At 68.5% G+C, this 23,473-nt stretch carries 15 protein-coding genes; 10 read left to right on the plus strand and 5 right to left on the minus strand.

From position 1 onward, the window contains the following. Positions 1-8 precede the first annotated feature (8 nt). On the plus strand, positions 9-10,925 hold the full coding sequence (locus ACXPWS_RS29625) for a type I polyketide synthase (protein WP_458710067.1): 10,917 nt from the start codon (positions 9-11) through the stop codon (positions 10,923-10,925). Here the strand turns inward: ACXPWS_RS29625 and ACXPWS_RS29630 are convergent. Beyond that, positions 10,922-12,001, minus strand: coding sequence for an NAD(P)H-dependent amine dehydrogenase family protein (locus tag ACXPWS_RS29630; protein ID WP_458710068.1), 1,080 nt, complete (start codon positions 11,999-12,001; stop codon positions 10,922-10,924). The genes ACXPWS_RS29625 and ACXPWS_RS29630 overlap by 4 nt on opposite strands. Before the next feature lie 249 nt (positions 12,002-12,250). On the opposite strand from ACXPWS_RS29630, the gene ACXPWS_RS29635 reads away from it, so the two are divergent. Next, entirely contained in the window at positions 12,251-14,086 is a 1,836-nt protein-coding gene (locus ACXPWS_RS29635) for an acyl-CoA dehydrogenase (protein ID WP_458710069.1), read from the plus strand. Positions 14,087-14,140: 54 nt separating this feature from the next. On the opposite strand, the gene ACXPWS_RS29640 is transcribed toward ACXPWS_RS29635, so the two are convergent. After that, positions 14,141-14,362, minus strand: coding sequence for a hypothetical protein (locus ACXPWS_RS29640; RefSeq protein WP_458710070.1), 222 nt, complete (start codon positions 14,360-14,362; stop codon positions 14,141-14,143). A gap of 154 nt (positions 14,363-14,516) precedes the next feature. Between ACXPWS_RS29640 and ACXPWS_RS29645 the strand changes: the two genes are divergently transcribed. The 7 genes from ACXPWS_RS29645 (at position 14,517) to ACXPWS_RS29675 (ending at position 19,308) form a co-directional block, all read left to right on the plus strand. Continuing rightward, entirely contained in the window at positions 14,517-15,155 is a 639-nt protein-coding gene (locus ACXPWS_RS29645) for a DUF1361 domain-containing protein (protein WP_458710071.1), read from the plus strand. A gap of 79 nt (positions 15,156-15,234) precedes the next feature. Beyond that, positions 15,235-15,693 (plus strand): hypothetical protein, encoded by a 459-nt coding sequence (locus ACXPWS_RS29650; RefSeq protein ID WP_167155700.1) that lies wholly within the window; start codon positions 15,235-15,237, stop codon positions 15,691-15,693. Next, positions 15,690-16,085, plus strand: coding sequence for a hypothetical protein (locus tag ACXPWS_RS29655; protein ID WP_458710072.1), 396 nt, complete (start codon positions 15,690-15,692; stop codon positions 16,083-16,085). Before ACXPWS_RS29650 ends, ACXPWS_RS29655 begins: the two co-directional genes overlap by 4 nt. 147 nt (positions 16,086-16,232) lie before the next feature. Next, on the plus strand, positions 16,233-17,378 hold the full coding sequence (locus ACXPWS_RS29660; RefSeq protein ID WP_458710073.1) for a hypothetical protein: 1,146 nt from the start codon (positions 16,233-16,235) through the stop codon (positions 17,376-17,378). Beyond that, positions 17,375-18,046, plus strand: coding sequence for an RsiV family protein (locus tag ACXPWS_RS29665; protein ID WP_458710074.1), 672 nt, complete (start codon positions 17,375-17,377; stop codon positions 18,044-18,046). The genes ACXPWS_RS29660 and ACXPWS_RS29665 overlap by 4 nt, the downstream gene beginning before the upstream one ends. Before the next feature lie 72 nt (positions 18,047-18,118). Beyond that, positions 18,119-18,718 (plus strand): ClpP family protease, encoded by a 600-nt coding sequence (locus ACXPWS_RS29670; protein WP_458710075.1) that lies wholly within the window; start codon positions 18,119-18,121, stop codon positions 18,716-18,718. After that, positions 18,715-19,308 (plus strand): ClpP family protease, encoded by a 594-nt coding sequence (locus ACXPWS_RS29675; protein WP_458710076.1) that lies wholly within the window; start codon positions 18,715-18,717, stop codon positions 19,306-19,308. The genes ACXPWS_RS29670 and ACXPWS_RS29675 overlap by 4 nt, the downstream gene beginning before the upstream one ends. Here ACXPWS_RS29675 and ACXPWS_RS29680 read toward each other — a convergent pair. Both ACXPWS_RS29680 and ACXPWS_RS29685 read right to left on the minus strand, forming a co-directional pair. Next, on the minus strand, positions 19,305-19,619 hold the full coding sequence (locus ACXPWS_RS29680) for a helix-turn-helix domain-containing protein (protein ID WP_458710077.1): 315 nt from the start codon (positions 19,617-19,619) through the stop codon (positions 19,305-19,307). The two genes, ACXPWS_RS29675 and ACXPWS_RS29680, sit on opposite strands and share 4 nt — an antisense overlap. A 221-nt stretch (positions 19,620-19,840) precedes the next feature. Then, entirely contained in the window at positions 19,841-20,749 is a 909-nt protein-coding gene (locus ACXPWS_RS29685; RefSeq protein WP_458710078.1) for a TIGR03564 family F420-dependent LLM class oxidoreductase, read from the minus strand. Between the two features lie 47 nt (positions 20,750-20,796). Here ACXPWS_RS29685 and ACXPWS_RS29690 point away from each other — a divergent pair, with 47 nt between their 5' ends. Then, a complete protein-coding gene (locus ACXPWS_RS29690) occupies positions 20,797-21,909 on the plus strand; it encodes a TDT family transporter (protein WP_458710079.1) in 1,113 nt (370 codons plus the stop codon). Positions 21,910-22,132: 223 nt separating this feature from the next. Here the strand turns inward: ACXPWS_RS29690 and ACXPWS_RS29695 are convergent, their stop codons facing one another. Continuing rightward, positions 22,133-23,431 carry an acetyl-CoA C-acetyltransferase gene (locus tag ACXPWS_RS29695; RefSeq protein WP_458710080.1) on the minus strand — a complete coding sequence of 433 codons (1,299 nt, stop codon included), beginning with the start codon at positions 23,429-23,431 and terminating at the stop codon, positions 22,133-22,135. Between the last annotated feature and the right edge of the window lie 42 nt (positions 23,432-23,473).

Raw genomic sequence — 23,473 nt, forward strand, 5'->3', positions numbered from 1 at the left:
CAAACCTGATGGCATCAACCAACCGTTCCACGGAGCAGCCGACCCGCTTCGCGATCATCGGCTACGCCGCGCGCCTGCCCGGCGCCGCCGATGCCGAGCAGTACTGGGAGGTGCTGCAGTCCGGACGCGATGCGGTCTCGGAGGTCCCGCAGGACCGGTGGGACGTGGACGAGTTCTTCGACTCGGATGCATCCGCCCCCGGCAAGGTCGTCACCCGCCGGGCCGGCTTCGTCGACGACGTCATCGGTTTCGACGCACCGTTCTTCGGGGTGTCGGCACGCGAGGCCAGGCTGATGGACCCGCAGCACCGGCTGCTCCTGGAGACCGCGTGGCGCGCCGTCGAACATTCGGGCACGGCGCCAACGGCTTTGGCCAACTCCCGGACCGGCGTGTTCGTCGGCTTGTCCACCCACGACTACCTGGGCATGGCCTCTTCCGAACTGACCTATCCCGAGATCGAGGCCTACCTGGCCATCGGCACCTCATCCGCGGCAGGCGCGGGCCGGATCAGTTACCGGCTCGGTCTGCACGGCCCGGCGGTCACCGTCGACACCGCCTGCAGTTCGTCGCTGGTCGCCATCCACCAGGCCTGCCAGGCGCTGCTCCTGGACGAATGCGACCTCGCCCTGGCGGGCGGCGCGAACGTCCTGCTCAGCCCGGCGACCATGATCACCTTCTCGCAGTCCCGAATGCTGGCGGCCGACGGCAAGTGCAAGACCTTCGACGCCGCCGCCGACGGCTACGTGCGCGGTGAGGGTTGCGGTGTCATCGTCATCAAGCGCCTGGAGGACGCCGTCCGCGACGGCGACCGGATCCGGGCCGTGATCCGCGGCAGCGCGGTGAACCAGGACGGCGCCTCGGGCGGGCTGACGGTACCCAACGGCGTCGCCCAGCAGCGCGTCATCGCCGAGGCGCTGGAGCGCGCCGGCGTCGCCCCGGCCGAGATCGACTACCTGGAGGCGCACGGCACCGGAACCTCCCTGGGTGACCCCATCGAGGTCCAGGCCGCTGCCGCGGCCCTGGGCAAGGGCCGCGCTGCCGACCAGCCGCTGCTGATCGGATCGGCCAAGACCAACATCGGGCATCTGGAAGCCGCCGCCGGCATCGCCGGTGTGCTCAAGGTGGTGCTCTCGCTCGAGCATCAGGAACTGCCCAAACACCTGCACTTCCAGAACCCGTCACCGCACATCCCCTGGGACCGGATCCCGGTGCGGGTGGTCGACGAGGCGACCGGATGGGAACGCAACGACCGGCCGCGCATCGCGGGGGTGAGTTCGTTCGGCTTCTCCGGCACCAACGCGCACGTCATCCTCGAAGAGGCGCCGGTGGCGCCCCCCGCCGCCATGGCCGCCGCGGCCGATGATCGGCGGTTCGAGGTGCTTCCGCTGTCGGCGCGCACGCCGGCCGCGCTGGTACAGACCGCCGAGCACTACCGCAGTTGGTTGACCGCACACCCGGAGGCCACGTTGGCCGATGTGTGCCTGACCGCCGGTGCCGGCCGGGCGCACCTCGAGCACCGGGCCGCCCTGGTGGTGAACTCGCTGGAGTCCGCGCGCGAACTGCTCGGAGCGCTGGCCGATGACCGCCCCGCACCCGGTCTGGTGCGCGGGGAGTGCGCCGACGCGCCGAAGACCGCCTGGCTGTTTCCCGGCCAGGGCAGCCAGTACGCCGGCATGGCCCGCCAGCTCTTCGAGACCGAACCGGTGTTCGCCGCCACCGTGACCCGGTGCGCCGAAGCGCTGGCCGGGATACTCCGAACACCGCTGCTGGAACTGCTTTTCGACGCACCCGACGGCGATGCAACCCTGCGCCAAACCCAGCACGCCCAGCCCGCGATCTTCGCAGTCGAGATGGGCCTGGCCCACCTCTGGCAGTCCTGGGGCCTGCAACCCGACGTGGTGCTCGGGCACAGCGTCGGCCAGTACTCGGCGGCCTGCGTCGCCGGTGTGTTCAGCCTGGAGGACGGCGTCCGGCTGCTCGCCGAGCGGGGCCGCCTGTTCGGTGAGCTGCCCGCCGGGGGCCGGATGTCGGCCGTCTTCGCCGACCCGGACCGGGTCGAGCGCTTCAGCGACGAGTTCCCGAGTCTGTCGGTGGCCGCCTACAACGGCGCCAACACCGTGTTGTCCGGCCCCGCCGAGGACCTGGAGCAGGCGGTGGCCCAGTTGACCGCCGACGGCGTGCGCTGCGACTGGCTGGACACCAGCCATGCGTTCCACTCCGCGCTGCTGGACCCCGCTCTCGACGAATTCGAGGCGTACGCCAACCAGTTCGAATTCAAAGCCCCCGAACGCATTCTGGTGTGCAACCGGACCGGGACCGCGCTGGGCCGCACCGCCAAGCTGGACGGCGCCTACTGGCGCCGGCACGCCCGTCAGCCCGTCGAATTCGCCAAGGGCGTGGCGACGCTGGCCGAACTGGGCTGCGCCGTACTGCTGGAAGTGGGTCCGCAGCCGGTGCTGACCGCCGCGGCCATGCGGGTGTGGCCGGACCCCGCCACCGCACCGCGGGCGATCGCGTCGATGCGCCAGAACGGCGCCGACCATCGCCAGGTCGCCGAAGCCCTGGCCCACGCTTATGTGGCCGGGCATGTGCCCGACTTCGCCGCCGTCCGGCAGGGCCCGGCGCGCAAGCTGGACCTGCCGACCTATCCGTTCCAGCACCGGCACTACTGGTTCCGGGACAAGCAGACGACGCCGGCCAGGACCGACAGCGCCCGCACCGAAGCCGTCCAGCTGCTCGAAGACGGTCGCATCGAGGAACTCGCCGCCCTGCTCGGTGGCGCGGACGGCACCGCCGACGTGCTCAACAAGCTTGCCGCCCAACACAACCGGCAGCGCAGCGCGCAGTCCATCGCGGATGCCCGGTACGAGGTCCGCTGGCAGCCGTTCGCCGGTACCCTCACCACCCAAGCCGGTGAAGGCTCCGCCTGGGTGGTCGTCGGCGACGACACCGCCGTGCTGCAGCCGATCCTCGACGCGCTGAGCACCCATGGCCACCGGCACCGGGTGCTCGGCCTGCCGGTGTCCGACGCCGACGAGCAGCAACTGGAAGCCGCCCTGCGCGCCGCCGTGGACGACGAACCGGCACTGCGCATCCTGCATGTGGCGGCCCTGGAGTCCGACGGCGCGGCGTCGATGAAGTCGCTGCTGCGCATGCAGCACCGGACCCTGGGCGGCACCCAGCGCCTGTTCCGGGCCGCTGCCGCCGCCGAATTGCGCGCACCCATCTGGGTGGTGACCCGCGGCGCGCAACGTGTCACCGACACCGACGCCGTGGCACCGGAGCAGAGCAGCCTGTGGGGATTCTGCCGGGCGGCCGCGCTGGAGTACCCGCAGATCTGGGGTGGCCTGGCCGATGTGACGGGTGGTGACGACTGGTCGGCACTGATCAAGCAGGTCGTCGGAGCCCCGCGCGGGGAGGATCAGATCGCGCTGCGCGAGCAGACCGTGCACGTGCCGCGGCTGATCCGGCGGACCGGACAGCCCAACCCAACGCCGCTGGAATTGCGTTCCGACGCAACATATCTGGTGACCGGCGGGCTGGGATCGCTCGGACTGGAGATCGCCGAATTCCTGGCCGCTCAGGGCGCCCGGCAGTTGGTGCTGACCAGCCGCCGCGCCCCCGGCAGTGCCGCACAACAACGCATCGACGCCCTCGGCGCCCAACACGGCGCCCAGGTCCGGGTCATCACCGCTGATGTGGCCAATCCGCACGATGTGGCGCATCTGATCGCCACCGTGGCGGCCGATCTGCCGCCACTGGCCGGCATCGTGCACGCCGCAGGCGAGAACAGCACCACCGCACTGAGCTCTCTGGACGCCGCCGAACTGGACCGGGTGTTCTCCGGAAAGGTCTGGGGTGCTTGGTATCTGAGCGAGCTGATCGCCGACATGAAGTTGGACTTCTTCCTGTCCACCTCGTCGATCTCCTCGGTGTGGGGCAGCTACGGGCAGAGCGCCTACAGCGCGGCCAACGCCTTCCTGGACGGCCTGACCTGGCGCCTGCGTGAGCAGGGTGTGCCCGGTCTCAGCGTCAACTTCGGTCCCTGGGCGGCCGGGATGGCCGACCCGGATGCCCGCGCGCAACTGGACCGCCGCGGCGTGCGCACCCTGTCGCCGGCCGACGCACTGGCCGGCATGGCCGACGTCATCGTCGGAGCCACCGCCCAGGGTGTGGTGGCCCGCATCGACTGGTCCCGCTTCCTGCCCATCTACCTGCAGACCGGGGCGCGCGCGCTGCTGGCCGAGGTGGCCCGCGAAGTGCCCGACTCGGTGTCCGCGGCCGCGGCACCGTCGGGCTCCACCCGTCTGGTCGAACAACTCACCGCCGCTCCCGTGCAGCAGCGCAAGAAGCTGGTGCTGGAATACCTGCGCGACGCCGTCGCCGAGGTCACCCAGATCGACGCCGCCGATATCCGCGAAGAGGGCGGATTCTTCGACCTCGGCATGGACTCGCTGATGGCCGTGGAACTGCGCCGCCGACTGGAACAGGGCGTCGGTAAGGAACTCCCGGCGACGCTGGCGATGGACTACCCGCGGCTCACCGACGTGGCCGATTACCTGCTCGGCGATGTGCTGCACCTCAACGAACGCGCCGGCGCAAAGGCTGCGGCCCAACACGTCTCATTGGCGACCTCGGCGACCGACGAGCCGATCGCCATCATCGCGGTGGCGTGCCGGTTCCCCGGTTCGCCCGACCCCGACGCATACTGGGAACTGTTGGCCGGCGGTGTCGACGCGATCCGCGAGATCCCGGAGGACCGCTTCGACGTCGACGAGTTCTACGACCCCGAGCAGCAGACCCCGGGCAAGATCTACACCCGCAACGGCGGTTACCTCGACAGCGTGGACGGCTTCGATCCGGAGTTCTTCGGTATCTCCCCGCGCGAGGCCATCTGGATCGATCCGCAGCAGCGGCTGATGCTCGAAATCGCCTGGGAGGGCCTGGAACGGGCCGGGTACTCGCCGTCGTCGCTGCGTGGCAGCCGAAGCGGCGTGTTCGTCGGCGTCGGTGCCAACGAGTACTCGCATCTGCTGTCCGGCGATTCGGTGGACAACCTCGAAGCGCATTTCATCACCGGCAACGCGCTCAACGCGATCGCGGGTCGGGTCGCCTTCACCCTGGGCCTGGAGGGCCCGGCGATGGCGGTCGACACCGCGTGCAGTTCCTCACTGGTGGCCGTGCATCAGGCCAGCCAGGCGCTGCACTCCGGTGACTGCGATTTGGCGCTGGCCGGCGGGGTGAACGTCCTGCTCAGCCCGGCGTCCATCGTCGCGGCCTCGCAAGCCCGGATGCTGTCCCCGGACGGCCGGTGCAAGACCTTCGATGCCGCCGCCGACGGTTACGTGCGCAGTGAGGGTTGCGGCGTGCTGGTACTCAAGCGGCTGTCCGACGCCCAGCGCGACGGTGATCGCATCTGCGCGGTGATCCGCAGCAGCGCGGTCAACCAGGACGGCGCTTCCAGCGGCCTGACCGTGCCCAATGGCGGTGCGCAACAACGCCTCATCACCTCGGCGCTGTCTCGTGCCGGTCTCACCGGCGGCGACGTCGACTACTTGGAGGCACACGGCACCGGCACCCCGCTGGGGGATCCGATCGAGGTGCAGGCCGCCGCGGCCGCCTATGGCGCCGGCCGCGAGCCGAACCGGCCGCTGCTGATGGGCACCGCGAAAACCAATATCGGGCACCTGGAGTCGGCGGCGGGCGTCGCCGGCCTGATCAAGGTCGTGCTGTCGCTGCAGAACGAGATGCTGCCGCAGACTCTGCACTTCCAGAACCCGTCGCCGCACATCCCGTGGGACACCCTGCCGGTGCGGGTGGTCGACGAGGCGACGCCGTGGGTCACCGACGGCAGGCCGCGGCGCGCGGGTGTGAGTTCGTTCGGGTTCACCGGCACCAACGCGCACGTGTTGCTCGAAGAGGCGCCGGCGCTGCCCGCCGAAGAGGTCGGCGATGAGGCGCCGCGCGAACCGCTGAGTGTGGTGGCGCTGTCCGCGCGGTCCGCGCAGGGGCTGACCGCACTGGCGCAGCGCTACAGCACCTGGCTGGACGCGCACCCCGACGTCTCGATCGACGACGTGGCCTTCACCGCGGGCGCCGGACGGGCCCACTTCGAGCACCGTGCTGCGGTGGTCGCGAACACGGTGCCCGAAGCGAAGATGCTGCTGGACGACCTGGTGGCCAACCGGCTGCGGCCGGGCGTGGTCCGCGGCGAATGCACCGATCCGCCGACCACGGCATGGTTCTTCCCCGGGCAGGGCAGCCAGTACCCGGGGATGGCGCGCGAATTGTTCGAGACCGAGCCGATTTTCGCGGATACCGTCCGGCGCTGCGCGCAAGCCGTCGACGGCATGCTGCCCCGCCCGCTGCTGGAGGTGCTGTTCGGCGCCGGCCGGGAAGCTGCCGAGACGTTGAAGCACACCTCCTTCGCCCAGCCGGCGATCTTCGCCGTCGAGATGGGCCTGGCCCGGCTGTGGCAGTCCTGGGGTATCGAGCCGGACGTGGTGCTGGGCCACAGCGTCGGGCAATATGCGGCCGCGTGCGTGGCCGGGGTGTTCAGCCTCGAGGACGGCGCACGGCTGATTGCCGAGCGCGGCCGGCTGTTCGGCAGCCTGCCCGCCGGCGGCCGGATGGTGGCCGTGTTCGCCGACCCCGAATACGTGGAGGGCGCCGCCGAGGCGTTCCCGCGGGTGTCTGTCGGCGCCTACAACGGCCGCAACACGGTGCTGTCCGGTCCGGGTGAGGATCTGGAGCAGATCGTCGCCAACTGCAGCCAGGACGGCGCCCGCTGCACCTGGCTGGAGACCAGCCACGCATTCCATTCCGAGTTGCTGGATCCGGTGCTCGACGAATTCGAGTCCTTCGCTTCGCAGTTCGAGTACGCGGTGCCGACCCTGCCCCTGGTGTGCAACCGGACCGGGACGGTACTGACCGCCGAGACACCGCTGAACGCGCTGTACTGGCGGCGTCATTCGCGCCAGCCGGTGCAGTTCACCGAGAGCGTGCGCACCATCGCGGCGCTGGGGTGCTCGGTGTTGATGGAGATCGGGCCGCAGCCCATCCTGACCGCTGCGGCGCTGCAGAGCTGGCCGGACTCCTCGGATGCGCCGCGCACCATCGTGTCGCTGCGCAAGGGCGCCAACGCCGCACGACAGATCACCGAAGCGCTCGCCACCACCTACATCTGCGGGCATCGGCCCAACTTCGCCGCCAAGCACCACACGCCGGCACACCGGCTGGAACTGCCGACCTACCCGTTCCAGCGTCGCCGCTTCTGGCCGAAGGTCTCCGGGATGCGGGCCGATGGCACCGCGACGTCGGGCATCCTGGGCAGCGCCAAAGATCTGGCCTCCGGGGACACCGTCTACAGCAACGTGTTCTCGGTCAAGACGCAGCCATGGCTGGCACATCACGTCATCTACGGCACCGTCGTCGTTCCGGGTGCGACGTACGCCGCGATGGCGCTGGCCGCGGCCGGCGCCCCCGCGCGGGTCAAGGAGGTCTTCTTTTACGAGCCGATCATCCTGCCCGACAAGACTTCCCGTGAAGTTCAGCTGACCTTGCATCCGGTCGACGACGGCTGGAAGTTCCAGGTGCACAGCCGGGCCTACGGTGTTCAGGAGGCCGAGTGGTCACTGAACTCCGACGGCACTCTGTTGGCCGGCGCCGATCCCGACACGGAAGCCCAGGAAGCCGCGGTCTCCCCGGACGAGGCGATCGAGCAGATGAATCGCACCCGTCCGCAGGAACTGTTCGACATCTTCCACGACATGGAACTCGCCTGGGGACCGACATGGTCCACCTCGCTGAAGTCGTTGTGGGTCGGTGAGGGCGAGGCGATCGGTGACATCGCCATCGGTGACGAGCTCGCCGAGCATCTGAGCAGCGAGCCGATCCACCCGGTGTTGCTCGACCTGTGCACCGGCGTGGCCTTCCCGGCCTTCCCGGCGATCCTGGCCGCCGAGCAGGGCATGTCCGATCTGTTCCTGCCGCTGCGGTACGGGCAGGTGCAGGTGCTGGAGAAGATGCCGCGGCGGTTCTACTGCCGGGCACGTTGGCATGCCAACGCCCTCAACGGTGAAACCCAGGTCTTCGACATCGATTTCGTCGACCGCGACGGGCGGGTACTGGGCGGCATCCGCGAGTTCACGGTGAAACGTGCCCCTCGGGAGGCGTTGCTGCGCGGGCTGGGCGGGGACTCGACCCGGCTGCTGTACACGTTGGGCTGGCAGGAGGCCGCGCTGCCCGCGGTCGACAGTGCGGACGGAGCCGCCGCGACCGCGACCGGCACCTGGCTGATCGCCGGATTCGACAAGCTGGCGGCCGAGGTGCCCGGAGCCGTCCCGGTCACCGATCCGGACGGTTGGCCGCAGGCGTTTGCCGATGCCGCCGAGCGGGGCGCACCGGTCACCGGGATCGTCTGGCGCAGTTCCGGACAGCCCGAGACGGACGGACCCACGGCCGACCTCGCGGCGCGCCTGGAGGACGAGATCGCGTCCCTGCTCGCCGCCACCCAGACCGCGCTGTCTGAGCAGAAGAGCACGCTGGCCGACGGATTGTGGATCGTCACCGAACGGGCGGTGGCCACCGAACCCGGTGAGCCGGTCGACCCCGTGCAGGCCGCGCTGTGGGGCTTCGGGCGCACCCTGATCGCCGAGCAGCCGACGCTGCGGGTCCGGCTGGTCGACGGGGACACCTCCGACGAGTCGCTGAACTGGCTGGCCGGCGCGCTCGGCACACCGGTCACCGAACCCGAAATGGCGGTGCGCCAAGGTCGTTTCCTGGTGTCGCGGCTGCTGCACTGGGCGCGCAGCGGGCAACTGCCTATGCCGCGCAGCGACGATTACGTGCTGGCACCGACCGAGCGCGGCGCGATCGACAACCTGCGCCTGACCGAGGCGCAGGTGAGCGCGCCGGAACCCAATGAAGTCCAGGTCCGCATCGAAGCCGCCGGCCTCAACTTCCGCGACGTGCTCAACGTGCTCGGCCTCTACCCCGGCGATCCGGGCCCGATCGGTGGCGACCTGTGCGGTGTGGTCACCGAAGTGGGTTCCGAGGTCACCGGATTCGAGGTCGGTCAGCGGGTCTTCGGCTCCATGCAGGGCGCGTTCGCCAGCCGGCTGAATGTGCCTGCGCCATTGCTGGCAACGGTGCCGGACGGGATCGGCGCCGTCGACGCGGCGACCATTCCCGCTGCGGCGCTGACGGTCCGCCTGGCGTTCGACTGGGCCAAGCTCAAGCCAGGGGACAAGGTGCTCATCCATGCCGCCAGCGGTGGCGTGGGGCTGGCCGCGGTGCAGATGGCCCGGGCGCACGGCGCGGTGGTGTTCGCGACCGCGAGCAAGTTCAAGCGGGCCACCCTGCGTGAGATGGGCGTGCAGTACGTCTATGACTCGCGCACAACGGATTTCGCGGATCAGATTCTTGCGGACACCGATGGCGCGGGCGTGGACGTGGTGCTCAACAGCCTGACCAACGACGGCTTCATCGAAGCGACGGTGCGGGCCACCGCCAAGGGGGGCCGGTTCGCCGAGATCGCCAAGCGCGATATCTGGACGGCCGAACAGATGGGCGCGCTGCGTCCCGATATCGACTACGAGATCGTCGCACTGGACGTGACGATGATGACCGATCCGGACCACATCCAGCGGCTGATGGCCGAGGTGTCCGACGGGTTGGCCAACGGCGAGTGGACACCGGTGCCCGCCGAGGTCTACCCGCTGACCGAGGCCAGGACTGCGTTCCGCCGCATGCAGCAGGCCCGGCATATCGGCAAGATCGTGGTGCAGATGCCCAAACCGCTTCAGCCGCATGGTGACCGCAGCTATCTGGTCACCGGTGGCCTGGGCGCCCTCGGCCTGCACACGGCGTCCTACCTGGCCCAGCTCGGCGCCGGTGACATCGTGCTGACCAGCCGCCGCGTTCCGGATGCCGAGGCGCAGCACGTCATCGACACCATCACCGAGCGGTACCACTGCCGGATCCATGTCTTCTCGGCCGACGTCGGCGATGAGTCCGATGTGGCCGGGTTGCTGGCGAAGGTCCGCGCCGAGTTGCCGCCGTTGGCGGGCGTGGCCCACCTGGCCGGTGTGCTCGACGACGCGCTGGTGCCCCAGCAGGACCTGGACCGGTTCCGCGCCACGCTGGCACCGAAAGCCTATGGGGCACATCACCTGCATCGGTTGACCAAGGATGACGATCTGGACTTCTTCATCGTCTATTCGTCAGCGTCGGCGGTGCTCGGTTCGCCTTCGCAGGCCAACTACGCGACCGCCAATGCCCTGCTGGACGGGCTGGTCGCGCAGCGCAGGGCCAACGGCCTGCCCGCCACCGCCATCAATTTCGGCCCGTGGGGTCACGGCGGTATGGCCAGTTCGCAGGCCGCGGTGGCCAACCTCAGCGCCCAGGGCATGATGCCGCTGGAGCCGTCGGCGGCACTGGCCGCACTCGGCGAGGCCATCCGGCACGGCGCGGCGCAGGCCACCGTGCTCAAGGCCAACTGGAAACGGACGGCGAAGATGCTCGGCGGGATCCGTCCGCCGCTGCTGGATCAGGTGCTGCCCAGCGGCGACGGCGCGGTGACCGGCGACAGCGAGATGCTGCGCCAGCTACAGGAGCTCCCGGTGGCAGCGCGGGCCGGCTTCGTCACCGAGTTCCTGCAGCGCGAGGTGCAGGGCTTCCTGCGGCTCGCACAGCCGCCCGCCGCATCCAGCCGGTTCCTGGACCTGGGTACGGACTCGCTGATGGCCGTCGAACTGCGCAACCGGCTGTTCGGCCAGTTCGGTGGCAAGTTCGATATCAGCCCGACCGCGGTGTTCGACTACCCGACCATCGGGGAGCTGGCCGAGCATCTGGTCTCGCAATTGCCGGATGCGGAGACGCCGCCGGCCGACGACGAGGCCGCCGAGACGGTGCCCGCGGACTAAGCCCAGCGCGTCGCTTCCACACCGACGGGAAGCGGCGGATGTAACGGCACATCCAGCCCGTCGTAGATTCCGGCGGGCTGGGTGGCCAGCCATTCGATGGCGCCGAGCAGACGGTTGGCCGCCGTGGTGTTGCCGCCGTCGGCGCGGGTGCCGCCCGGCACGTCGGCGCGCACCACAATGGTGAGTTGCGGGTCGCCGTCGATGAACACCCGGTGGTCCCCGGCGCCCTGATCGGGTGCGGGCCAGTCCGGCGCGACCGACGGATGGATGCGGGTGATGTGCTCGATGACCACCCGCTGCCGACCGCCGGCCCAGCCGATCACCTTGAGCCGGAACGCGCCCTGGGTGCCCGCCTCGAAGGTGCCCATCACGGTGTCGACGTCCTCGGTCAGCGCCTGGCGCTGCACGTCCTCGGTGATCTCGTCGATCTCCAGACCGAGCCCGCGCCCGATCAGGCGCACGTTTCCGCCCCAGACCATGGTCGGAATGGACGGCAGCAGCATCATCGGGGTGTCGTCCATCGAGCCTCCGAACCCGCACAGCACCTTCACCGAGTGCGGCTGGTCGTAGGTGGAGTAGTCGAAGATCTCCTGGCAGTGGATGGTCTCGATGCGGGTGCACAAGCCGGCCGCGAGCACCGCGAGCGCGTCGTTGCCCCAGCCCGGGTCGACGCCGCTGACCAGTAGCGAAGCCCCTCCGGCCGCGGCCGCCGCGGCGAGCCGGGACACCCATTCCGGCGGTGCCGAGCGTGGGTCGTAGAGCGAGTACAGCGACGGCGTCACCACGTGGGCCCCGGATTTGAGGCAGCGCTCGATATCGCCGATGGCCTCCTCGGGCCGAATGTCCCCGGAGGCCATGTAGGCCACCGCGTCGGCCCCGCTCAGCGCCTCGTCGACGTCGGTGGTGGCCAGGACGCCGGTGCTCTCCGGGAGCCCGGCAAACCCGGCCGCATCCCGGCCGGCCTTCTCGGCGGACGACGTGATGACGCCGGACAACTCCAGACCCGGAAAAGCGACCGCCGAACGGATCGCGGTCGAGCCCATATTTCCCGTTCCCCATACCACCACGCGCCTCATCCGCACCACATTAGAGGTTTGATGAGCGTTTCCGTGGCGAGCATCACAGATCACCGATAAGGGCACGTCAAACGGCAAAAACAGCGGTGTGCGACGGCCCGATCAACCAGCGGGTTGGTTCGCTGGCGCACATTTGCTCCAGACCCCTTTGAGATGCGGTTACCGGGCGGTATAGTTCTGAACAGTTACTGGTGGGTAACTTAGCCCTGAGTACCCAACCGACAGCTTCAATCTCATTGAGGAGAAATCGTGGGCCACTACAAGAGCAACGTCCGTGACCAGGTCTTTACCCTGTTCGACGTACTCGGTCTCGACAAGGCGCTCGGCGCAGGCTCGTACAGCGACCTGGACGCCGACACCGCCAAGGAGATGATCTCCGAGATGGCGCGCCTGGCCGAGGGTCCAGTCGCCGAATCGTTCGCCGACGGCGACCGCAACCCGCCGATCTTCGATCCCAAGACGCACACCGTGAAGCTTCCCGAGTCCTTCAAGAAGTCGGTGAAGGTCACCATCGAAGGCGGCTGGAACAAGGTCAGCCTCGACGAGGAGCTCGGCGGCGTGCCCGCCCCCAAGGCGCTGCTGTGGGCGCTCAACGAGCACATCCTGGGCGCCAACCCCGCCGTGTGGATGTACGCCGGCGGTTCGGCGTTCGCGCAGATCTTCGCGCACAACGGCACCGAAGAGCAGAAGAAGTGGGCCGTGATCGCCGCTGAGCGCGACTGGGGCGCCACCATGGTGCTGACCGAGCCCGACGCGGGCTCCGACGTCGGCGCCGGCCGCACCAAGGCCATCAAGCAGGAGGACGGCTCCTGGCACATCGACGGCGTGAAGCGGTTCATCACCTCCGCCGAGGCCGATGACATGTTCGAGAACATCTTCCACCTGGTGCTGGCCCGCCCCGAGGGCGCCGGCCCCGGCACCAAGGGCCTGTCGCTGTTCTTCGTGCCGAAGTTCCACTTCGACTTCGAGACCGGCGAGCTGGGCGAGCGCAACGGCGTCTACGTCACCAACGTCGAGCACAAGATGGGCTTGAAAGTCTCGACCACCTGTGAGCTCACCTTCGGCCAGCACGACAAGCCCGCCAAGGGGTGGCTGGTCGGCGAGGTGCACAACGGCATCGCGCAGATGTTCGACGTCATCGAGCAGGCCCGGATGATGGTGGGCACCAAGGCCATCGCCACCCTGTCGACCGGCTACCTCAACGCCCTGGAGTACGCCAAGGAGCGTGTGCAGGGTGCCGATCTGACCCAGATGACCGACAAGGCCGCCCCGCGCGTCACCATCACGCACCACCCGGACGTCCGTCGTTCGCTGATGACTCAGAAGTCCTACGCCGAGGGTATGCGCGCGCTGTACCTGTACACCGCCACCTTCCAGGACGACGAGGTCGCTTCGGCCCTGCACGGCGTGGACGGGGACCTGGCACTGCGGGTCAACGATCTGCTGCTGCCCATCGTGAAGGGCTACGGCTCCGAGCAGGCCTACGCCAAGCTCACCGAGTCGCTGCAGACCTTCGGTGGATCCGGCTTCCTGCAGGACTACCCGATCGAGCAGTACATCCGCGACGCCAAGATCGACTCGCTCTACGAGGGCACCACCGCCATCCAGGCGCAGGACTTCTTCTTCCGCAAGATCATCCGCGACAAGGGCCAGGCGCTGTCCTACGTGGCCGGCGAGATCGACACGTTCATCAAGAACGAGTCGGGCAACGGTCGTCTGAAGGCCGAGCGTGCGCTGCTGGCCACCGCCCTGGAGGACGTGCAGGCCATGGCTGCCACCCTGACCGGCTACCTGATGGCCGCGCAGGAGGATGCCGCCAGCATCTACAAGGTGGGCCTGGGCTCGGTGCGCTTCCTGCTCTCGGTCGGCGACCTGATGGTCGGCTGGCTGCTGCAGCGTGAGGCCGCCGTCGCCATCGCGCAGCTCGACGCCGGTGTCACCGGTGACGAGAAGGCCTTCCTCGAAGGCAAGGTCGCGGCCGCGTCGTTCTTCTCGAAGAACTTCCTGCCGCTGCTGACCAGCACCCGCACCGTCATCGACGGTATCGACAACGAGGTCATGGAACTGGACGAAGCATCCTTCTGATCCACTCCTCATAAGCAAGTGCCCCCGGTGATCCCGGGGGCACTTGTTTTTGTGTCAGCGGTTCTGCAGCACGGCGATGCGGGCGGGGCCGTGGTGGTGGTGCCAGCCGGGCGCCATGGTCGGCGCCGGGTGGGCCTTGACCTCAGGGCTGTAGGAGTAGCCGGGGCCGGTGGGGCCCTGTGCAGTGGTGGCCGCGGCGGCGGTGCCGGCCAGGCCGAGGGCGCCCGCGCCGATGATGCCCGCGGTGACGATGCCGAGTCCCAGGTGCTTGATCATTTCGGTAATCCTTTGTGTGAGTTGCTTTCTCCGTTGCGATAACAATGCTCCGAACGGCGCTCCGGATCTGTCGGGTGACCGGTGGATGCATCGGGTGAAGTGGTTGTCCCCCGATCGGGGGAACGGCACGGCGCGTATCGGCAAGATTGACGTCATGCTGCATGCCCGACGCGCCATCCTGCTCGTCTCCCTGGCCGCCACCACCGCGCTGACCGTGGTGCTGGGTGTGACGGATCCCGAGGCGCCGCTGTCCTATCCCTCGCGGTTCCTGATCTGGAATCTGTTCCTGGCGTGGATCCCGATGGTGGCCGCGGTCGCCTTCGCCAGTGTGCGGCGCGGCATCTGGCTGCTGCCGCTGGGCGTGCTGTGGCTGGCGTTCCTGCCGAACTCGCCCTATCTGGTGACCGATCTGGTGCACCTGGGCGATGATGTCGAGCTGTGGCGGCACATCCTGCAGTACGGATTCGCGGCGTGGACGGGCGTCGTCCTCGGTGTGGTGTCGATGCGGCTGGTGCACAATCGCGTCGAGAGCCAGTTCGGCGCGGCCGCCGGGTGGTTCCTGGTCATCGTGTCGGTGGGGTTGTGCGCCGTCGGCGTGGTGATCGGGCGGTTCCAGCGGTGGAACTCGTGGGATCTGGTCACGCGGCCGGACGCGGTGGTGGCTGGGACGCTGGAATGGGTGCGCTCACCGCTGGCGTACGTGCAATCGACGGGCGTGGCGGTGGCGGTCGCGGTGTTCTTCGGCCTGGCCTACCTCACGATCTGGGCGCTGGACGGCCTCGACTCGGACTGATGCACGAGCCAAGAATGCGCCCCCAAGAATGTGCCAAGGCGGCGGTCGCAGCATTTCGGGTGACTGAAAGGGAGCTGCCGTGCCACGCACACTCATCACCACCGCCATCGCGGCATTCGCCGTCGCCACTGTGCTGTCACCGGTCGCGCACGCCGACGACGCGGTGAACCTACCGCTGACACCGGATGTGCGCGCCGAGCTGATTCAGGCCGGCGCAGTGCTGACCGGGCGGCCGGCGTCGGAATTCACCGGCCTGCGCGAAGGCCAGTCCTACTATGCCGTGGACCCGGAGACCGGAATCCGCTGGGCCGCTGCCGCCTTGCACACCGACGGTACCCATCCCGAGGCAGCGATCCAGCTCCAGGACCAGAACAGCTACATGTCGTTCATGCAGCCGGGTATCCCCGGCGCCACCTGGATCCCGACCGCCATCGGCTTCGGACCGATACCAGCCGGGCAGGCACCGTGCCCGATCCCCGAGAACATCCGTGCGCTGTGGAACTGGCCTGCCGGCAAGTGCTACCGGCCGCGGTCATGAAGCTCCTTGCGGCGTTGATGCTGGCCGGTTCGGCGGTGACGCTCGCCCCGACCGCGACGGCCGACCCTTCAACACCGTGCGACTGGGTGAGCGCCCGAGAAGCAACAGACATCCTCGGACAGCCGGTCGCCGCAACGCCACGACCGGCCGGCTGTTGGTATGCGATATCGGGCGAACAACCCGGTCTCGGCATCAGCTCCGAAGTGCTGGCACCCGGCGCCATGCCCGCCACCGCCGAGCCGGTCTGTATCACCGAACCGATGACCACACCGCCGTCCACGACTGTGATCGCGCGGCTGACGGACAACCGCATCTACCGCGCCACCGCAACCTACCAACCCTGCGACACCGTAACCCGATTCGCGCGCATCGCGATCGGCCGATTCTCCTGAAAGACCGTCATGAACCACTTCACCACTCACACCATGTGCGTCGCAGCGCTCGCATCGATCATGCTTGCCGGGTGCACATCGGAGCCGACTTCGGTTGCAGTACAAACCAATAAGCAATCTGCGTCGCCCGTGCAGGCGACCACACCGGTGTCAGCGCCAATCGCAGCCAAAGGTTCTGCGCACAGTGCCGCCGACGTACCGTGGGATCAGGTCGGGCCGGGCTGGGTGGTGGCCATGTGGAGCCCCGTCACTCCGCATCACCCCGGCACGCCGCCCGTCCCCGGCGAGCCCACCCCGGAGACCGCCACCCAGGTTCTCTACCTTGTCTCCCCGGCCGGGGAGCACTACCCGATGGCCGAGTTCGGGCCCGCCGAGTCGGCCACCAACGTGTCCGACTGGTCCGGAGACGGCAGCCATGTGCTGCTGACCCCGGGTTACGGTCAAGATGGACAAGCGATCTCCCTCGATCTACACACCGGTGAGCGCACGTCCTTCCCCGTGACCGGAACGGTGCGGTACACGCAACCCAACGGCAGGGCATTCCTGGTGTCGAACAGCTACAACGGTGCCGAGCCGGGGACCCTCACGCGTATCGATGCCAGCGGTAATGTGCAGATGTCCTATCCGACAGACGATCTGGGTGGTGCCGGGCAGTTCAGCGGCGACTACCTCGCGTTCCCCGACGGAACACAGTTGGTGCTCTCCACGGCCAACCTCGGCAACGAGGTCGTGCCCAGGTCGGATAACAGCTTGGTGATCGTCGGCAACGACGGATCGATCGACCGAACCCTGCCGGTACCGATGTCGAACGCCACCTGCGCACCGGTGAAGTGGTGGACCGACGACGTCCTGCTTGCCCATTGCGAAATTCAGCGCGGGGGTGGTGAGCAGCTGTGGACCGTACCGCTGGACGGCGCAAAGCCCACCGCGCTCACAGCGGTCAACACGCACGACGACCAACCGGGGTTCGAGGGCAACTACGGCAACTGGAACGCCTTCGCAACGGCCAACGGCACCTTCCTGCCCACCGCGGGCGCATGCGGCACCACCTTCGTCTCCAAGCTGACCGCAGATGGGCACACCGAGCGCGTTCATATCCCAGGTGTCAGCGACAGTGTCGGTCTGGCCGGCGTCAGCGGCGACAAACTGATAGTGGTGGGCCAAGTCGGTTGTGGTGGCGGCAATTCGCTGGTGTCCTACGACCCTGTCACCAACAGGTCGGACGTACTCCTCGGTGCGCCGATCAACGGCGGCGGCGTGGAAGACGTCCGCCTTTACCCGGTCAAGCCGTGACCCGGCTCATCACGGCATCGGCGGCGCTTCTCATCGGCGCCATCGCGTTCTGCGCACCCGCCTCTGCGCAGCCGGTACGCAGTTGCGCAGACCTGGGCGGGTCCGTCGACGCCGCCCGAACCTGCCACATCGTGGCCGAAAGTGAAACGTACGCAATCGATATCAGCTATCCGCTGGACTACCCCGACCAGCAGTCGCTGACCGACTACATCGCCACGGACAAGCATGATTTCATTGCTTTCGTCGGTTCCATCCCGCGGCGGGACCGCACGTATGACCGCGGCATCACCCCGCATTCGTACGCATCGCGCTCGACGGCGAGCGTCGTGCTCGAGGTGTACGGCGACACCGGCGCCCACCCGGTGACGTCGTTCCGCGCTTTCAACTACGACCCCGGCACGCACGCACCGATCACCTTCGACACCGCATTCACACCAGGCGCAGTCGGCGCGCTCGACGCGATCGTGCAACGCGAGATGGAGAAGCGTTGGGTCGGCTACCTGGACCCGGCACCGCACAACACCCTGGGCGCCAAGGTGTATCAGGACTTCGCGCTCACCGACGACGCGGTGATCTTCTACATCGGCCAGGGCATGTGGCTGCCCGAGGTCGCGGGTCCGCAGCGGGTGTCGGTCTCCCGCACCGAACTGGCATCGATACTGGCCTGAGTGAACCGGGCTCCGTTCTGCTCACAGCAGCGCGGCCAGCGCGATCGGCACCGGAGCGGGCAGGGTGCAAGCATGACCGAGAAACCACCGCTGTTCAGCCGTCAGCTACGCGAAGACCTGTTCCGTAAACGAGTCCTGGTGCTCGACGGGGCCCTCGATGACGACAACGGGACCGTCCTGGTGACCCAGTTCCTCACCCTGGCCGCCGACTCCGGCGACGATATCTGGCTGTGGATCCACTCCCCCGGCGGATCGGTTCCGGCGATGCTGGCCATCCGCGACGTGATGCGGCTGGTCCCCAGCGACGTAGGCACGCTCGCCCTCGGATTGGCTTGCAGCGCCGGGCAATTCCTGCTTTCGGCGGGGACGCCGGGCAAACGGTTCGCGCTGCCGCACGCACGCATCCTGATGCATCAGGGCTCGGCGGGTATCGCCGGCTCGGCCGTCGAGGTGGAGGTCCAGGCCGACGACCTGCGCCACACCCGGGACACCGTGCTCGGCCTGATCGCGGCCGACACCGGCCAGGACATCGATCGCATCTTCGCCGATTCGCTGCACGACCGGTGGTTCACCGCCGACCAGGCGCGCGAGTACGGATTCATCGACCACATCGTCGGCGAGTTCGCCGAGATCGCCCCGAATCGCAAGCAGCACTTCGGGATCAACGCATGAGTACTTATACGATCCCCAACGTCATCACCCGCACCACGGGCGGCGAGCGCATCATGGACGTCTACTCGCACCTGCTCAGCGAGCGCATCGTCTACCTCGGCACCGCCATCGATCCGGGTGTCGCCAATGCCCTCATCGCCCAACTGCTGCACCTGGAGGCCGACAACCCCGAGCAGGAGATCGCGCTGTACATCAATTCCGAGGGCGGTGACCTGTCGGCCATGCTGGCCGTCTACGACACCATGCGGTTCATCAAGGCGCCGGTGGCCACGACGTGCATCGGCCAGGCCGTCGCGGCCGGTGCGGTGCTGCTTGCCGCAGGAGCACCGGGACGCCGAGCGGTGCTGCCGCACACCAGGGTGGTGCTGCACCAGCCGGCCGCGCAGGGCCGTGGCACCATTCCCGACCTCATCCTGCAGGCCGACGAGGTGGCGCGGGTGCGCAGTCAGTTGGAGAACATCCTGGCCCGCCACACCGGCCGCAGCACCGAGCAGCTACGCCACGACACCGACCGGGACCGGGTCTTCGACGCCGAAGCGGCGGTGGCCTACGGCCTGGCCGATCGGGTGCTCGACCAACGCAACGGTTAGGCCGCCAACAACGTCGGGCCACGCAGCGGCCGGGCGGCAGGACGGCTCAGGTCCGCCGAGATACCGCCGAGCAGGCGCACCAGATCGGTCTGCAGCGCCCCGCACACCGCGGCGATCATCTCGCTGGACGGTTCCTTGCGGCCCCGCTCGATCTCCGAGAGGTACTGCGGTGAGACGCCGGCCCGCTCGGCCACGTCGACCAGCCGTTGCCCTTGGGCCTGCCGCGTGGCGCGCAGCCGGCGACCCAGGACCTCGCGCCACAGAGGTTCCGGCGCTTGCCGGCGGGGGTGTATGCGGATGACCTCGCCCATGCCTGCATCCTGACCGCCGAAGCGCCGCCGCGCGCGCCTGTTCACCATGAGCACAAAAATGGGCGGGTTCGGGAAGGACCCTTGAGGAGCGTCTTCACTACCTTTCGGTATGGCACGCGGCCGGATCTTCACCTCTGTTCCGGCTCTTTGGATCAGTCACTTCCCGAACCCGTCGTGCAGACGAATGTACGCCCGTGATCAAGATCACACCAGAGGCAATTTCAGTCCGAATCCAGCGTCCGTAGCAGTGCCCGCGTCCGAGCTCTGACCTCGGGTGATGTGTCGAACAGCACGCCGACGTACTCGTCGACGCCGGCCGCCTTGAGCTCCTCGACGCGGGCCGTCACCGTGGCCTCGTCACCGATCAGGGCGGCGTCTGCGGGACTCGCATAACCCTCGCGATCGAGCATCGCCCGATACGACGGCAGCTGCCCGTACATCGCGAACTGTTCGGCCGCCCGGGCCCGTGCGCCGTCGACGTCATCGGTGACGGCCACCGGCAGTCCGGCCACCACCCGCACCGGGCGCTCCCCGGCGGCGTCGCGTAACCCCGGGCCGACGTGGCCACCGAGCGTCTTGGGCCCCGTCATCCAGGTGATGGTGCCCTCGGTCCGGCGTCCGGCGATCTTGAGCAGCTGCGGCCCCAGCGCGGCGATGTAGACATCCGGGCGCGGGGCACCGGCGATCTGCAGGGCGCCCCGCGTGGTGACGGTCTCCCCCGTCGCGGCCGCCGGCTCACCGGCCAGCAACGGCAGCAGCCCGTCGAGGTATTCGTTGAGGCGGCGCACCGGTTTGTCCCACGGGATCCCCCACATGCCCTCGGTGACGGCGGCGTGTGTCATGCCCAGCCCGAGGATGAACCGGCCGCCTGCGATCAGGTTGAGCGTCAGCGCGCGCTGAGCGAGCTGCATCGGGTGCTGATTCTGGATCGGTACCACGCCGGTGCCGACCTCGATACCGTCCACCTCGCGCAGCGCCACCGCCAGCACGGTGAGAAGGTCCGGCTCGTAAGGCATTTGGGTCATCCAGACCCGCCGGAAACCCTCATCGCGAGCTTGCGCGAGATATTTCACCGTGCCGTCCACGGGCGATCCGCCGCCGCTCAACGACCCGAAGATACTGACCTGCATGACGCGCTCCTTTGCGTTGCGGGTGTCCGCCTGTTGAATATCGCATCATGACCACGCAGCAGTCACGGCTGGGGAACTTCGGGCCGAATTGGTTCGCATCGGTGATGGGGACCGGCATCGTCGCCACCGCGGGCGCGACCCTGCCCATTCACCTGCCCGGGCTGCGCGGGTTCGCCGAGGCCGTCTGGGTGGTGGCCGCGGCACTGCTGATGGTGCTGGCGGTCGCGGTGACGGTGCAGTGGGTGCGTCATCCCACGGTGGCCCGTAGTTATGTGCGCAACCCGCAGATGGCCCACTTCTACGGCGCCGCACCGATGGCGCTGCTCACCGTCGGGACCGGCGCGATTCTGGTGGGCCGGGACCTGATCGGCGAGCGGCTGGCCGTCGACATCGACTGGATGCTGTGGACGGCGGGCACGGTGGGTGGGCTGTTCACCGCCCTGACTATCCCGTTCATCATGTTCACCCAGATCGATGTCGGGCCCGATGCGGCCTTCGGTGGCTGGCTGATGCCGGTGGTGCCGCCGATGGTGTCGGCGGCCGCCGGGGCGCTGCTGATCCCGCACATGGCGCCGGGCACCGGGCGCACGACGATGCTGTACGGCTGTTACGCGATGTTCGGGCTGTCGCTGATCGCCGCGCTGATCATCATCAGCATGATCTGGAGCCGGCTGGCTCACTACGGAACATCGGGGACGGCGCGCGTCCCGACGCTGTGGATCGTGCTGGGTCCGCTGGGGCAGGGCATCACCGCGGCCGGGCTGTTGGGCGCCAACGCGGTGCTGGCGGCACCCGCCGACGTGGCGGCCGGGATGAGCGTGTTCGCGATCCTGTTCGGCGTCCCGGTCTGGGGCTTCGCGGTGCTGTGGATCGCGCTGGCGACCGCGCTGACCGTGCGCACGCTACGACGCGGGATGCCGTTCGCGCTGACCTGGTGGAGCCTGACCTTCCCGGTCGGCACCTTCGTCACCGGCACCACGCAGCTGGCGGTGCACACCGGGCTGCCGGCGTTCAAGGTGGCGGCCGTGGTCGCTTATGTCGGGCTGCTCTGCACCTGGGGTTTGGTGGCGGTGCTCACGGCACGCGGCAGCCTGGCGGGCAGCCTGTTCGCGCCGGCCGCCCCGGGACCGATCAGGGCATCCAAGGAGCCCAAAAAGTAGGCCAGGGCGAGCGAAGCGACGGGGCAAAATAAATGCCCCGTGTTGCCGTCGGGTCGGGGGGTCAGACGGCAACACGGAGCTATCAGGTGTATCGACGCAGTTCCGGACGGCGTTACACGTTCGGCGAAACTTTTTTCGAGATTTTCTGCGACTCCCGGCGAAACGGTATTCCAGCAGCGAAAGTGCGAGTGGCGACCTGCCGGAATACCGTTTCGGCGGAGTGTCAGGCCTCCAGGATCGCCGTGACGCCCTGGCCGCCGGCCGCGCAGATCGAGATCAGGCCGCGCACCGGCTGACCGGTCTGCTGCTTCTTCTCGGCGAGCTGCTTGGCCAGTTGGGCCACGATCCGGCCGCCGGTTGCCGCGAACGGGTGGCCCGCGGCCAGCGACGAACCGTTGACGTTGAGCTTGCTGCGGTCGATGCTGCCCAGCGGAGCGTCCAGGCCGAGGCGTTCCTTGCAGTACTCGTCGGACTCCCAAGCGGCCAGCGTCGCCAACACCACCGACGCGAACGCCTCGTGGATCTCGTAGAAATCGAAGTCCTGCAAGGTCAGGCCGTTGCGGGCCAGCAGCCGCGGCACCGCGTAGGTGGGCGCCATCAGCAGGCCGTCGGGCCCGTTGATGTAGTCGACCGCCGCGGTCTCGCCGTCCACGAAGTAGGCCAGCACCGGCAGGTTGCGCTCGGCGGCCCACTCCTCGCTGGACAGCAGGGCGACCGAGGCGCCGTCGGTCAGCGGGGTGGAGTTACCCGCGGTCATGGTGGCGTCGCCGTTGCGCACGCCGAAGACCGGCTTGAGCTTGGCCAGCTTCGCCGGGCTGGACTCCGGACGCAGGTTGTTGTCCCGATACAGGCCGAGGAAGCCGGTGACCAGATCGTCGAAGAAGCCGCGGTCGTAGGCGGCGGCCATGTTGCGGTGGCTGGCCGCGGCCAGCTCATCCTGGTCGACGCGTTTGACGCCGAACTCCTTGGCGGTGATGGCGGCGTGCTCACCCATGGACAGCCCGGTGCGCGGCTCACCGTTGGTCGGGATCTCGACCCCGATGGCGGCGGGCAGCTTGCCGACCAGCTTGAGCCGGTCCACGTTGGATTTGGTGCGGCGCAGGTTGAGCAGCACGTGGCGCAGGTTGTCGCCGAACGCGATGGGCGCATCGGAGGTGGTGTCCACGCCGCCGGCGATACCGGAGTCGTACTGGCCCAGGGCGATGCCGTTGGCCACCGCGATGGCCGACTGCAGACCGGTGCCGCAGGCCTGCTGCAGGTCATACGCCGAGGTGTACGGCGACAGCGACGTACCCAGCACGCTCTCGCGGACCAGGTTGAAATCGCGGCTGTGCTTGAGCACCGCACCGCCGACGACCATCCCGATCCGTTCGCCCTTGAGGTTGAAGCGATCGATCAGACCGTCCAGGGCGGCGGTGAACATATCCTGGTTCGAGGCATTGGCGTAGGCGCCGTCCGAGCGGGCGAAGGGGATCCGGTTACCGCCGAGGACCGCAACGCGGCGAGAATTCGTGTTAGCCATATCCCAATGTTACCCGGCGTTCTTACTCTGGAGTAAGTTAGA

It is taken from the genome of Mycobacterium sp. BMJ-28 (genome assembly GCF_054404835.1).

Coding starts and splice junctions, on each gene's coding strand:
- ACXPWS_RS29685 (WP_458710078.1), bottom strand. CDS start 20,749: ATGCAGGTCAGTATCTTCGGGTCGTTGAGCGGCGGCGGATCGCCCGTG.
- ACXPWS_RS29690 (WP_458710079.1), top strand. CDS start 20,797: ATGACCACGCAGCAGTCACGGCTGGGGAACTTCGGGCCGAATTGGTTC.
- ACXPWS_RS29675 (WP_458710076.1), top strand. CDS start 18,715: ATGAGTACTTATACGATCCCCAACGTCATCACCCGCACCACGGGCGGC.
- ACXPWS_RS29695 (WP_458710080.1), bottom strand. CDS start 23,431: ATGGCTAACACGAATTCTCGCCGCGTTGCGGTCCTCGGCGGTAACCGG.
- ACXPWS_RS29640 (WP_458710070.1), bottom strand. CDS start 14,362: ATGATCAAGCACCTGGGACTCGGCATCGTCACCGCGGGCATCATCGGC.
- ACXPWS_RS29625 (WP_458710067.1), top strand. CDS start 9: ATGGCATCAACCAACCGTTCCACGGAGCAGCCGACCCGCTTCGCGATC.
- ACXPWS_RS29670 (WP_458710075.1), top strand. CDS start 18,119: ATGACCGAGAAACCACCGCTGTTCAGCCGTCAGCTACGCGAAGACCTG.
- ACXPWS_RS29645 (WP_458710071.1), top strand. CDS start 14,517: ATGCTGCATGCCCGACGCGCCATCCTGCTCGTCTCCCTGGCCGCCACC.
- ACXPWS_RS29655 (WP_458710072.1), top strand. CDS start 15,690: ATGAAGCTCCTTGCGGCGTTGATGCTGGCCGGTTCGGCGGTGACGCTC.
- ACXPWS_RS29680 (WP_458710077.1), bottom strand. CDS start 19,619: ATGGGCGAGGTCATCCGCATACACCCCCGCCGGCAAGCGCCGGAACCT.
- ACXPWS_RS29630 (WP_458710068.1), bottom strand. CDS start 12,001: ATGAGGCGCGTGGTGGTATGGGGAACGGGAAATATGGGCTCGACCGCG.